Below are 12,807 nucleotides of genomic sequence, written 5' to 3'. Positions count from 1 at the left end.
GCCCGCTACGCGCGCCGGGCCGCCGCCGGCGCGCCGCTCCCGGACACACGTGGAGGGTCCGCTCCCTGATATCGGGAGGCGGACCCTCTACGCGTGTGACCGGATGGGCCTACAGCGCGGACGCCGGCGTGTACGGCGCCAGGTCCGCGGCCAGCTCCTCGTGCACCCGGGCCTTGAGCAGGGTGCCCTCCGCGGTGTGCTCCTCGGAGATCACCTCGCCCTCGGTGTGGGCGCGGGCGACCAGCTTGCCGTGCGTGTACGGCACCAGCGCCTCGACCTCGACGGACGGGCGGGGCAGCTCATCGTCGATCAGGGCGAGCAGTTCGGCGATGCCCCGGCCGGTGCGGGCCGACACCGCAATGGAGTGCTTCTCCACCCGCAGCAGCCGCTGGAGCACCAGCGGGTCGGCCGCGTCCGCCTTGTTGACGACGACGATCTCGGGCACGTCGGTGGCGCCGACGTCCCTGATCACCTCGCGCACGGCGGCCAGCTGCTCCTCCGGGTCCGGGTGCGAGCCGTCCACCACGTGCAGGATGAGGTCGGAGTCGCCGACCTCCTCCATGGTGGAGCGGAACGCCTCGACCAGGTGGTGCGGCAGGTGCCGGACGAAACCGACGGTGTCGGCCAGCGTGTAGAGCCGCCCGCTCGGGGTCTCGGCCCGGCGCACGGTCGGGTCCAGGGTCGCGAACAGCGCGTTCTCGACCAGGACGCCCGCGCCGGTGAGCCGGTTGAGCAGGGAGGACTTGCCGGCGTTGGTGTAGCCGGCGATGGCGACGGAGGGCACCTTGTTGCGGCGCCGCTCCTGGCGCTTGATCTCGCGGCCGGTCTTCATGTCCGCGATCTCCCGGCGCATCTTGGCCATCTTCTCGCGGATGCGCCGCCGGTCCGTCTCGATCTTGGTCTCACCGGGACCGCGGGTGGCGAGGCCGCCGCCCTTGCCGCCGCCCATCTGCCGGGACAGCGACTGGCCCCAGCCGCGCAGCCTCGGCAGCATGTACTGCATCTGGGCGAGCGCGACCTGCGCCTTGCCCTCGCGGGACTTGGCGTGCTGGGCGAAGATGTCGAGGATCAGGGCCGTGCGGTCGATGACCTTGACCTTGACGACGTCTTCGAGGTGGATCAGCTGGCCCGGGCTCAGCTCACCGTCGCAGATGACGGTGTCCGCGCCCGTCTCCAGGACGATGTCCCGCAGCTCGTTGGCCTTGCCGGAGCCGATGTAGGTGGCCGCGTCGGGCTTGTCGCGGCGCTGGATGACGCCGTCGAGCACCAGCGCGCCCGCGGTCTCCGCGAGGGCGGCCAGCTCGGCGAGCGAGTTCTCCGCGTCCCGCACGGTCCCCGAGGTCCAGACGCCCACGAGCACGACCCGCTCCAGCCGCAGCTGGCGGTACTCGACCTCGGTGACGTCCTCGAGTTCGGTGGAGAGGCCCGCGACGCGGCGCAGGGCCGCGCGCTCGGAGCGGTCGAACTGCTCGCCGTCCCGCTCCGTGTCGATCTCGTGGCTCCAGGCGACGTCCTCTTCCATCAGGGCATCGGCCCGGAGACCTTCGGGATCGTTGTGCGCGAAGCGCTTGGTGGCCTGGGAAGAGGAAGAAGAGGAGGTCATTGGGTCCTTACGTCGTTGGGGAAACCGTGGTGCGGCGCGGGAGCCGCGGCCGAGTCCGATCCGGTGCGGCAGCCACTCCGTCACTGTCGACAACGTCCGGGCGGTCCGGGAGATTCCCGGCGCCGGGCCGCGCCGACCGGAAGATGGTCGCACGGCACGGCCCGTCTCGTCACGGTGTTATTCCCCCGCTCGCCCGCCCTGTCACCTCTTCCCCGTCACCCGTTCCCTGTCACCGGTCCGCCCGCACCGTCACTTCTTCGACTTCACCGACTTCTGGGGCGGCGCCTGCTTCCAGTCCGGGTGGCCGGGCATGGGCGGGGTCTTCTCGCCGTACAGCCACGCCTGGAAGAAGGCGCTCAGGTCGCGTCCGGCGATCCGGGTGGCGAGGCTCTCGAAGTCGGCGGTGGTCGCGGTGCCGTCCCGGTGGTCGGCCACCCAGGCGCGCTCCAGGCGCTCGAAGGCCGGCTTGCCGATCTCCTGGCGCAGCGCGTACAGGGCGAGGGCCGCGCCGTCGTAGATGTTCGGGCGGAAGATGCTGATCTTCTCGCCGGCCTTCGGGGCCTTGGGCCGGGCGGGCGGTCCGCCGGCCGCGCGCCAGCCGTCGGAGGCGCCGTAGGCGGCCTTCATCCTGGCCTCCATGGGCCGGTTCGCCTTCTCCTCGGCGTACAGGGCCTCGTACCAGGTGGCGTGGCCCTCGTTGAGCCACACGTCGGACCAGGTGCGGGGGCTGACGCTGTCGCCGAACCACTGGTGGGACAGCTCGTGCACCATGACCGACTCGACGTACCACTTCGGGTAGGCGGCGTCGGTGAACAGGTCCTTTTCGAACAGGGAGAGGGTCTGCGTCTCCAGTTCGAAGCCGGTCTTCGCCGACGCCATGAGCACGCCGTACGTCTCGAACGGGTAGCGGCCGATCTTGTCCTCCAGCCAGGCGATCTGATCCGGAGTCTTGGCGAGCCAGGGTTCGAGGGCGGCGCGGTCCTTGGCGGGGACGACGTCGCGTACGGGCAGGCCGTGCGGGCCGGGGCGGTGCAGCACGGTGGAACGGCCGATGGAGACCTGGGCCAGTTCGGTGGCCATGGGGTGCTGGGTGCGGTACGTCCAGGTGGTGGCCTCGCGGGTGCGGGCGGTCCGCGCGGGCAGGCCGTTGGCGACGGCGGTGTAGCCCTCGGGCGCGGTCACGTGGATGGTGAACATCGCCTTGTCGGAGGGGTGGTCGTTGCACGGGAACACCAGGTGGGCGACGTCGGCCTGGTTGGCCATGGCCAGTCCGTCCGCGGTCTGCACCCAGCCGCCGTCCCGGCCCTTCTCGGGCACCGGGTTGCTGGTGTGGCGCACGGTGATGCGGGTGCGGCGGTGCTCGGGCAGCGGGGTCCGCGGGGTGATCACGAGGTCCTCGCCGGCGAAGGCGAAGGCGGCGGGCGCGCCGTCGACCTCGACGGACTCGACGGTGCCGTGCGTGAAGTCCAGGTTCACGCTCTCCAGGGTGCGGGTGGTGCGGGCGTCGATGGTGGTGACGGCCTGGAGCGGCTTGGCGTTGTCGCCGGAGTAGGCGAAGGAGAGGTCGTACGCCGACACGTCGTACCCCGGGTTGCCGAGGTAGGGGAAGAGGCGGTCGCCGACGCCGAGCGGGGCGGGCGGGGCGCTCGCGGCCAGCAGGCAGACGCAGGCGGCGGAGGCGGCGGACGCGAGGAGGGTCGCCTTCAGGCGACGCGGGACGCGGTGACGGGGGGTGCGCGGCATGCACACACGGCTATCAGCGCGTAGCCCACGTTCGGCGGCGGCGCGCGCCTGAGCCACCCGATCGGGTCGTTCCGGTGCGGAGGGTCAGCCGGTTGCTCCGCGTGCTCCCGCACGCCCCCTGCCGTGTCGGTCCACGCCTCCGGCACGCCCCCTGCGGTGCCGGTTCCTAGCTCCGGCACGCCCCCTGCGGTGCCGGTTCACGCCTCCGGCGGCTGCGGCTGGGCGCGGCTGACGTCGTAGACGCCCGGGACGCCGCGCATCGCCCGCATGAGGGCGGCCAGGCGGGAGGCGTCGGGGAGTTCGAGGGTGTAGGTGTGGTGGACGCGCTGCTGGGCCGGCGGCGCGACGGTCGCCGAGACGATCTCGCCCCCCGCCATGGCGATGGCCTCGGTCAGGTCGGCGAGCAGATGGGGGCGGCCGAACGATTCGGCGCGCAGCGTCACCCGGCATCCGGCGGTGTCCCCCCAGCGCACGCCGACCTCCGCGCGCCCGGTGCTCTTCATCCGCGTGACCCCGGCGCACTCGACGCGGTGCACGGTCACCACTCCCCCGCGCACGGCGAACGCGGCGACCCGGTCGTGCGGTACGGGCGTGCAGCAGCCGGCGAGCCGTACGGCGGAGTGGGGGCCGTCGACGACCACCGCTCCCGCCGCGCCGGGCCGGCCGCCGCGCCCGCCCGGCACCGGTCCGCCGGGCGCGTCGGCGGTCTCCGGGGCCGGTTCGCGCGGGTCGCGCTCCGGCTCGGGCTCCTCGTCGGCCGCGGCCGGGTGGGCCGCCAGCCAGTGCTGGATGGCGATGCGCGCGGCCGGGGTGCGGGCGTGTTCGAGCCACTCCCGGGAGGGTCCGGAGGCGGGGTCCTGGTCCAGGAGCAGCTGGACGGTGTCGCCGTCCTTCAGGACGGTGCTCAGCCGGGCCAGGCGGCCGTTGACGCGGGCGCCGATGCACGCGTGCGCGTCCTGCCCGTACCGGGCGTACGCGGCGTCCACGCAGCTGGCGCCCTCGGGCAGGCCGAGCGTGCCGCCGTCGGGCCCGAAGACGGTGATCTCGCGGTCCTGGGCGAGGTCCTGGCGCAGGGTGGACCAGAAGGTGTCGGGGTCGGACGCGGCCTCCTGCCAGTCCAGCAGGCGGGAGAGCCAGCCGGGGCGGGTGGGGTCGACGCGCTCGCCGTCGCCGGCGGTCTGCTCCTCCGCGGGCGGGGCGTAGGGGTTGCCGAGCGCGACGACGCCGGCCTCGGCGACCTTGTGCATCTGGTGGGTGCGGATGAGGACTTCGACGGTCTGGCCGTCCGCGGGGGTCCCGCCGGACGGGTCCGTCCGGGCGGAGGGGTGGGCGACGGCGGTGTGCAGCGACTGGTACAGGTTGAACTTGGGGACCGCGATGAAGTCCTTGAACTCCGAGACCACCGGTGTCATACAGGTGTGCAGCTCGCCGAGGACGGCGTAGCAGTCGGCGTCCTCGTTGACCAGCACCAGCAGCCGGCCGAAGTCGGAGCCGCGCAGCCGGCCCCGTTTGCGCGACACCCGGTGCACGGAGACGAAGTGCCGTGGCCTGACGAGGACTTCGGCGGCGATGTCGGCCTCGCGCAGCACCCCGCGCACCTGCTCGGCGACCTCGGTGAGCGGGTCGGCGGTCCGGCTCGCGTTCTCCGCGATCAGCTCGCGGGTGTGCGCGTACTCCTCGGGGTGGAGGATCGCGAAGACCAGGTCCTCCAGTTCGGTCTTGAGGGCCTGCACCCCGAGCCGTTCGGCGAGCGGGATGAGCACGTCCCGGGTCACCTTGGCGATCCGGGCCTGTTTCTCCGGGCGCATGACGCCGAGGGTGCGCATGTTGTGCAGCCGGTCGGCGAGTTTGATCGACATCACCCGCACGTCGTTGCCGGTGGCGACGAGCATCTTGCGGAAGGTCTCGGGCTCGGCGGCGGCGCCGTAGTCGACCTTCTCCAGCTTGGTGACGCCGTCGACGAGGTAGCGGACCTCCGCGCCGAACTCGTCGCCGACCTGGTCGAGGGTGACGTCCGTGTCCTCGACGGTGTCGTGGAGCAGGGAGGCGGTCAACGTCGTGGTCTCCGCGCCGAGTTCGGCGAGGATGAGGGTCACGGCCAAGGGGTGCGTGATGTACGGCTCGCCGCTCTTGCGCATCTGGCCGCGGTGCGAGGACTCGGCCAGGACGTAGGCGCGGCGCAGCGGTTCGAGGTCGGCGTCGGGGTAGTGGGCGCGGTGGGCCTCGGCGACGTGGCCGATGGCGTCGGGCAGGCGGTCGCGGGCGGCGGGGCCGAGCAGCGCGGCCCGGCCCAGACGGCGCAGATCGAGCCGCGGGCGGGCCCTTCTGCGGGGCGCCGCCGGCACCACCGCTCCCGGGGCCGCGGGATTCGTGGCATCCGCACTCATGGGCACCTCCGGCTGCGTGGACCGGCGGACGGGGTGCCCCAGGGCCTACTCGGCTCAGGGGTCTGGCGTCGGATCCCCCGTCCGGGCCGGTGCTTGATGCTACCGAGCCCAGCACACTCGGCCGACCACCTCTCGGGGAGCGTGAAACGGATCACCCATTCGAGCGACGATTCGGAGGTTTACGGTTTTCGGTCACCTGTCGTGCGGGTGACCGTGGATTCCCGCTCCCACCTGGATCTACGGCATCGGATCCGGCCGCTTCCCGGTCGGCCGGCCGGGTGAACGGCCGACCGGCGGACGGTCAGCCGACGACGCTTTCCAGCCAGTCCGCCGCGATCTCGCCCTCGGCGACGATCACCGCGGCGCCGGTCATCTCGATCTCGCCGTCCGGCCGCTCGGTGATCACGAGGGTGCCGCCGGGCACGTCGACCGTGTACGTCACCGGGGTGCCGGTGACGGCGGGGTCGGCCCCGTCGCGGCGGGCGGCCGCGACGGCGACGGCGCAGGCGCCCGTGCCGCACGAGCGGGTCTCTCCCGAGCCGCGCTCGTGCACCCGCATCGCGACGTGGCGGGGGCCGCGGTCGACGACGAACTCGACGTTCACCCCGTCCGGGTAGGCGGCGGCCGGGCGGAACGGGGGCGGGGAGAGCAGGTCGCCGGCGTCGGCGAGATCGCCGACGAAGGCCACCGCGTGCGGGTTGCCCATGTTCACGTTCCGCGCGGGCCAGCTGTGCTCGCCGACGCTCACCGTGACCTCGCCCTCGGGGAGCCGGGCGCTGCCCATGCCGACGGTGACGTCGCCGTCCTTGGCGATGTGGATCTTCTTCACGCCTCCGCGCGTGGCGATCGCGAGGTCGCCCTCGGCGGCGAGCCCGGCGTGCTGGAGGTAGCGCGCGAACACCCGTGTGCCGTTGCCGCACATCTCCGCGACCGAGCCGTCGCCGTTGCGGTAGTCCATGAACCACTCCGCCTCGGCCGCCAGGTGGCGGGCGTCCGGGTGCGCGGCCGAGCGCACGACGTGCAGCACGCCGTCGCCGCCGATGCCCGCGCGCCGGTCGCACAGGGCGGCGACGGCGGCCGGGGGCAGGTCGAGGGCGTTCTCCGGGTCGGGGAGGATCACGAAGTCGTTCTCCGTGCCGTGCCCCTTCAGGAAGGCGATGCGGGAGCTCATGTCTCGATCGTACGGTGTGGGGACGACAGGCCCCCGGGCCGTCCCGGTCGCTCCGGGCGTACGAGGGGGTTCCGCCGGGCAGGCCCCTAGCGCAGGCGGGCGACGCGCCAGACGGCGAGGACGACGACCACGGCGACGATCAGGGCGTAGGCGCCGATGAGCCGCCAGTCGGCCCGTCGTCCGGCGCCCCGCGGCGGCAGGCCCGGCCAGGTGTAGCCCACGCGGCGCGCGGCCATCATGCCCCAGCCCGCCGCGCAGGAGCAGATCAGCAGCCCCAGCATGGCGATCATCGCGCCGCTGTCGCCGTCGAAGGCCAGCGGGAAGGCGAACATCAGCGAGCCGACGGCGGCCAGGCCCACGATGGGCGCCAGCTGCCAGATGCGCAGCCGCCGCTGCGGGCGCAGCTCGACCTCCACCTCGGGCCCGGCGAACATCTCGTCGGGCTCCGGACCGTCCGCGGTCACCCCGCCCTGCGTCCCGTCGGGGCCGTCGGGGCTGAGCGACGGTTCGTCCGTCTCCGCACCGGCGTGCTCAGCGGTGATGTGCTCGCTGCCGCCTTGCGCGGTGTCGCGAGGGCCGGCCTCCATCGCCACGCGCCCTCCCCACTAGGACTTCACTCGGTCGATCGAGCACGATGATGGCACGCCGCCGGAGGCCTGGATGACGGCCTGGGCGTCCCGATGCCATCACGTGATCAGGCTGTAACCGGTCGTTCGACCAACGCCAGCGCCAGGTGCGGAAGTTCCGTGACGTCCGCGGCGGCCCCGCTCAGCCAGTGCACGCGCGGGTCGCGCCGGAACCAGGAGTCCTGTCGGCGCGCGAAGCGCTTGGTGGCGCGCACGGTCTCCGCGCGCGCCTGGTCGAGCGTGCACTCGCCCGCGAGCGCCGCCAGGACCTGCTGGTAACCGAGCGCGCGGGAGGCCGTACGCCCTTCCCGCAGGCCCCGCTCCGCCAGCTCCCGCACCTCGTCGACGAGCCCCGCCTCCCACATCCGGTCCACCCGGCGCGCGATGCGCTCGTCCAGCTCGGGGCGGGCCACGTCGACGCCGATCTGCACGGTGTCGTAGACGGAGTCGTGGCCGGGAAGGTTGGCCGTGAAGGGGCGGCCGGTGATCTCGATCACTTCCAGCGCCCGGACGATGCGGCGGCCGTTGCCGGGCAGGATCGCGCGCGCGGCCTCGGGGTCGGCGGCGGCCAGCCGGGCGTGCAGGGCGCCGGAGCCGCGCAGGGTCAGCTCCTCCTCCAGCCGGGCCCGGACCTCCGGGTCGGTGCCGGGGAACTCCAGGTTGTCGACGGCGCCGCGGACGTAGAGGCCCGAGCCGCCGACCAGGATCGGCCAGCGGCCCTCGGCCAGCAGGGCGTCGATCCGCTCCCGCGCGAGGCGCTGGTACTCGGCGACGGAGGCGGTGACCGTCACGTCCCACACGTCCAGGAGGTGGTGCGGTACGCCGGCGCGCTCTTCGGGCGTCAGTTTCGCGGTGCCGATGTCCATCCCTCGGTAGAGCTGCATGGAGTCGGCGTTGACGACCTCGCCGCCCAGGCGCTGGGCCAGGAAGACGCCGAGATCGGACTTTCCGGCCGCGGTCGGGCCGACGACGGCGATGACGCGGGGTGCGGGGGGTGCGCTGCTCACCGCACCAGTTTCGCAAACCCCATGGGGGTGCCTCGAACGAGTTACGTGACGACACGGTCACGCCCTCGTTGCCCGATGAGAGGTTCCCGTGGCCGGATCACGACCGGCGGTGGTGCGGGCGCCGCGCACGGACACAGCGGACCACGCGGGATTTCGCCCGCACAAGTAACGTATGGAGTTGACATGGGCGTTTTTGCGCGATTTTTCCGGAGGTCCGAGGCTGTGGCGGAGACGTCGGTCGCCGAGGAGCCGGCCGGCGCGGCGACGGACGACGTACAGGCGGACGGCGCCGCCGGGGACGACTCGAAGGCGGCACAGGCCGGGGACGACGGCGCCGGGGCCGCGCCGGAGACCGGCGGTGCCGACGGTGTGGAGATCCCCAAGCAGCAGTCCGCCGACGAGGCGGCCGAACAGGAGACCGGCAAGGGCGCCCGCACATGACTGTCCCGTACGGGAGGGTGAACCATGGGTCTGCTGGACAACATGAAGGCCAGGCTCGGCCCGGCCAAGGAGAAGGTCTCGGACCTCGCGCAGCGGCACGGGGGCTCGATCGGCCAGGGGCTCGACCGGGCGGCGAAGGTGGTCGACGAGAAGACCAAGGGCAAGTACCGCGAGAAGATCCACGCGGGCACGGACAAGGCCAAGGAGGCCGTGGACCGGCTCGCCCACCAGGGCGACGGACCGGGGCATGGCGTCGGCTCCGACCCGGCACGGGGCGGTGAGCCCGGCACACCCCCGCGGACGCCTCCCCCGCCCACGTCCTGAGGCGGCCGCCGGCCGGTCGGCCGGCCACGGGCAGGACGGCGGCAGGACAGCGGCGGACGGCCGGGAAGCAGCGCTTTCCGGCCGTCCGCCGGGTCGGTTCCCCGGCGAGCGGCCGGGGCGGTGACGTGGTGGCTCAGGTCCAGGTCGACACCAGGTAGCCGACGCCGTAGGGGGCCTCGTCGTAGAGCAGGGCGCCGGCCAGGTCGGCGTCCTCGGCCGCGCCGGCCAGCACCTGCCACGGGGCGCGGCCCGACGCCTTCAGTTCGGCCGCCAGGGCGGGGTCCAGCGCCGCGAGCGCGGCCACGTCCGCCGCGCCCAGCGCACGGGCCGCCTCGGCGTCGAAGGGCTCGGCCCGTTCGTCGAGGTAGCCGGGCGCCTTGAGCGACCGGCAGGCGCTGGCGTCGCCCATCACCAGCAGCGCCACCCGGCCGGCCCGTGCGGCGATGTCACGGCCGGCGGCCAGGCAGCGTTCGGGCGCCAGCGACGCGTCCACGCCCAGCCCCTCGACCGGGGCGTCGGCCCAGCCCGTGCGCTCCAGCAGATACGCGGCGACCGCGAGCGACACCGGCAGTCCGCGCTCCCCTGTGGCGCCCCGGTCCTGGCCGAGCCGTACGTCCGCGTCGACGCCGAAGCCGCGGAACGAGCCCCGGGCGCCCTCCGGATACGGTCCGTGGCCGGCCTCCTCGGTGGGGCCCACGACCACCAGGCGGTCGGGCCGGGCGGCGGCGAGGACACCGAGCGCGTCCGCGCACGCGGCGCGCGCGGCGTCCAGTTCGGGCGCGGCCCCGGCGGCGACCACGGGCACGAGGAGCGGCGGGCAGGGGCAGACTGCGGCGGCGACAAGCATGATCGGCAGCGTAACCCCGAGAGCGCCCCCGGTGTCTCGCACCCGCCCCGTCGTCTCACCCCCGGCGTCTCACGCCTGCCCCGCCGTCTCGCCCCCGGGCGTCCTCACGCCTGCCCCGGCGTCCCGGGTTCCCGGCCGGGCGGTCAGTCGCAGCCGCAGCCGCTGCCGGACGGCACCGGCGCGGGCGCCGGGGCGCCGATCTTCGGCAGGCCCAGCATGACGCCCGCCGGCTTGGCGGCCTCGGCGGCGGTGCGCTTCTCCCAGGCGTCGCCCGCGCGGGTGCGCCGCACGGAGAGCGCCGTGCCCTCGGCCAGGAGGTGGTGCGGGGCGGCGTAGGTGATCTCGACGGTGACCACGTCGCCGGGGCGCACCTCCTGGTCCGGCTTGGTGAAGTGGACCAGGCGGTTGTCGGGCGCGCGGCCGGACAGCCGGTGCGTGGCGCCGTCCTTGCGGCCCTCGCCCTCGGCGACCATCAGCTCCAGCGTGCGGCCGACCTGCTTCTTGTTCTCCGCCCAGGAGATCTCCTCCTGGAGGGCGACGAGGCGCTCGTAGCGCGCCTGGACGACCTCCTTGGGGACCTGGTTCTCCATCTCGGCGGCGGGGGTGCCGGGCCGCTTGGAGTACTGGAAGGTGAACGCCTGCGCGAACCGCGCCTCGCGCACCACGTGCAGCGTCTGCTCGAAGTCCTCCTCGGTCTCGCCGGGGAAGCCCACGATGATGTCGGTGGTGATCGCGGCGTGCGGGATCGCGGCGCGGACCTTCTCGATGATCCCGAGGTAGCGCTCCTGGCGGTAGGAGCGGCGCATCGCCTTCAGGACCGGGTCCGAGCCGGACTGCAGCGGCATGTGCAGCTGCGGCATCACGTTCGGCGTCTCGGCCATCGCCGCGATCACGTCGTCGGTGAAGTCGCGCGGGTGCGGCGAGGTGAAGCGGACCCGCTCCAGGCCCTCGACGTTCCCGCAGGCCCGCAGCAGCTTGCTGAACGCCTCGCGGTCGCCGATGTCGGAGCCGTAGGCGTTGACGTTCTGGCCGAGCAGCGTGATCTCGCTGACGCCCTCGCCGACCAGCGCGTCGACCTCGGCCAGGATCTCGCCGGGGCGGCGGTCCTTCTCCTTGCCGCGCAGCGCCGGGACGATGCAGAAGGTGCAGGTGTTGTTGCAGCCGACCGAGATCGACACCCAGGCCGCGTACGCGCTCTCGCGCCGGGTCGGCAGCGTGGACGGGAACGCCTCCAGGGACTCGGCGATCTCGACCTGCGCCTCCTCCTGGACGCGGGCGCGCTCCAGCAGGACGGGCAGCTTGCCGATGTTGTGCGTGCCGAAGACGACGTCCACCCAGGGCGCCTTCTTGACGATGGTGTCCCGGTCCTTCTGCGCCAGGCAGCCGCCGACCGCGATCTGCATCCCGGGCCGCTTCGTCTTCTGCGGGGCGAGGCGGCCGAGGTTGCCGTAGAGCCGGTTGTCGGCGTTCTCGCGTACGGCGCAGGTGTTGAAGACGACGACGTCCGCGTCGCCGTCCGAGCCCTCCGGCGCCCGCACATAGCCCGCGTCCTCGAGCAGCCCGGCCAGCCGCTCGGAGTCGTGGACGTTCATCTGGCACCCGTAGGTGCGGATCTCATAGCTGCGAGTGACGCCCACTTCTCGGCTCCGGTCGATGCTGCTCATGCCCTAAGGGTAGGCGCTCGGCGAAGTGCCCCCGGACGGTGTGCGGGGGCGCGGGGGCACGGCGCGCGGCGCGGTCGCGACACGGGGCGCACCTGCCTCCCACAAGGGGACGAAAGACCCAGAATGGGGACATTCCTCACCACTCGGTGCCACTCGGTGCCGCAGCCCCTCCCGGACAGTGACAGATACGTGATGCAGCTTCGTGACGCCCTGCGGACCTCCGCACCGCAGGCGCCCGCGGGCCCGGCGCCGCGCGCCTGGCTCCTGCGGCCGGCCGGCTCGGTCCCGGTCGCCGTCCTGTTCCTCGTCCTGCTGGGCCGCGCGGCGCACGTGGCCCTCGTGCACCGGCAGGGAGGCATGGACAACGCCTTCGTCGTCCACGCCGGGCAGGTCTGGCTGCACGGCGGCGCCCCCTACGCCGACCGGCGGTTTCTGTATCTGCCGAGCGCCGTGCTGTTCGCGGCGGCGCAGGCGGCGCTGCCGACGCCGGTGCTGCGGGTGGCCGCGCCCCTGGTGTGCGTGGGGCTCGTCGCGGCCGGGTGGTGGTGCGCCGTGCGCCTGTTCCGCGTGCCGGCGCGCTCCCGGTTCGCGGTGCTGGGGCTGCTGGGGCTGGTGCTGTGCTGGGTTCCGGTCGGTCATCTGATCGACCTGGGGAACTGGACCGCGGTGAGCGTCCTCGCGCTGCCCGCCGCGCTGCTGCTGGCGGACCGCGGCCGCTGGGACGCGGCCGGGGTGGTGCTCGGGCTGTCCGTGGCGGTGAAGCCGCTGCTGGTGCCGGTGGTGCTGCTGCTGGTGCTGGCCCGGCGGTGGCGGGCGCTGGCCTGGATGGTGCTGGTGCCGGTGGCGCTGTCCGCGGGTATCGCGATGATCATGCCGGACCCGGGCGGGTTCTTCACCCGCACGCTGCCCTTCCTCCTCAGGGGCGGCGACGCCCTGATGCGGCCGTTCGACTGCTCCTGGCCGGCGGTGCTGCCGCGCCTCGGGGTGCCGCGCG

11 protein-coding genes are annotated in these 12,807 nt (G+C 73.7%); 3 read left to right on the top strand and 8 right to left on the bottom strand.

Going from position 1 to position 12,807, the window contains the following annotated elements; all coding sequences use genetic code 11:
- Positions 1-109: 109 nt before the first annotated feature.
- The 6 genes from hflX to miaA all read right to left on the bottom strand — a co-directional run bounded on the left by hflX (position 110) and on the right by miaA (position 8,537).
- Positions 110-1,603: a GTPase HflX gene (hflX, locus tag ABEB07_RS36990; protein WP_164584929.1), complete on the bottom strand. Its 1,494-nt coding sequence runs from the start codon at positions 1,601-1,603 to the stop codon at positions 110-112.
- Between the two features lie 249 nt (positions 1,604-1,852).
- A complete protein-coding gene (locus ABEB07_RS36985; RefSeq protein ID WP_345672439.1) occupies positions 1,853-3,346 on the bottom strand; it encodes a M1 family metallopeptidase in 1,494 nt (497 codons plus the stop codon).
- Between the two features lie 197 nt (positions 3,347-3,543).
- On the bottom strand, positions 3,544-5,733 hold the full coding sequence (locus ABEB07_RS36980; protein WP_345672438.1) for a RelA/SpoT family protein: 2,190 nt from the start codon (positions 5,731-5,733) through the stop codon (positions 3,544-3,546).
- A gap of 301 nt (positions 5,734-6,034) precedes the next feature.
- Positions 6,035-6,904 (bottom strand): diaminopimelate epimerase, encoded by an 870-nt coding sequence (dapF, locus tag ABEB07_RS36975; RefSeq protein ID WP_176150794.1) that lies wholly within the window; start codon positions 6,902-6,904, stop codon positions 6,035-6,037.
- An 86-nt stretch (positions 6,905-6,990) separates the two neighbouring features.
- Entirely contained in the window at positions 6,991-7,491 is a 501-nt protein-coding gene (locus tag ABEB07_RS36970; RefSeq protein ID WP_164589601.1) for a hypothetical protein, read from the bottom strand.
- Positions 7,492-7,598: 107 nt separating this feature from the next.
- Complete coding sequence (miaA, locus tag ABEB07_RS36965) at positions 7,599-8,537, bottom strand: tRNA (adenosine(37)-N6)-dimethylallyltransferase MiaA (protein WP_176150793.1); 939 nt, start codon at positions 8,535-8,537, stop codon at positions 7,599-7,601.
- A 222-nt stretch (positions 8,538-8,759) separates the two neighbouring features.
- Here miaA and ABEB07_RS36960 point away from each other — a divergent pair, with 222 nt between their 5' ends.
- Together ABEB07_RS36960 and ABEB07_RS36955 are read left to right on the top strand one after the other, a co-directional pair.
- Positions 8,760-8,978 carry a gliding motility protein gene (locus ABEB07_RS36960; RefSeq protein ID WP_345672436.1) on the top strand — a complete coding sequence of 73 codons (219 nt, stop codon included), beginning with the start codon at positions 8,760-8,762 and terminating at the stop codon, positions 8,976-8,978.
- Positions 8,979-9,002: 24 nt separating this feature from the next.
- Positions 9,003-9,302 (top strand): antitoxin, encoded by a 300-nt coding sequence (locus ABEB07_RS36955; RefSeq protein WP_345672435.1) that lies wholly within the window; start codon positions 9,003-9,005, stop codon positions 9,300-9,302.
- Between the two features lie 133 nt (positions 9,303-9,435).
- On the opposite strand, the gene ABEB07_RS36950 is transcribed toward ABEB07_RS36955, so the two are convergent.
- A complete protein-coding gene (locus tag ABEB07_RS36950; protein WP_345672434.1) occupies positions 9,436-10,149 on the bottom strand; it encodes a class III extradiol ring-cleavage dioxygenase family protein in 714 nt (237 codons plus the stop codon).
- Positions 10,150-10,292: 143 nt separating this feature from the next.
- Entirely contained in the window at positions 10,293-11,813 is a 1,521-nt protein-coding gene (gene miaB, locus ABEB07_RS36945; protein WP_345672433.1) for a tRNA (N6-isopentenyl adenosine(37)-C2)-methylthiotransferase MiaB, read from the bottom strand.
- A 192-nt stretch (positions 11,814-12,005) separates the two neighbouring features.
- On the opposite strand from miaB, the gene ABEB07_RS36940 reads away from it, so the two are divergent.
- On the top strand, positions 12,006-12,807 hold an 802-nt coding region (locus tag ABEB07_RS36940; protein WP_345672431.1), incomplete at its 3' end, for a glycosyltransferase 87 family protein.

Origin of the sequence: Streptomyces similanensis (genome assembly GCF_039543625.1) — a bacterium.
Taxonomy (GTDB): domain Bacteria; phylum Actinomycetota; class Actinomycetes; order Streptomycetales; family Streptomycetaceae; genus Streptomyces; species Streptomyces similanensis.
Note: the sequence above shows the minus strand (reverse complement) of the source record. Positions and strands in the feature narration are given on the sequence as shown.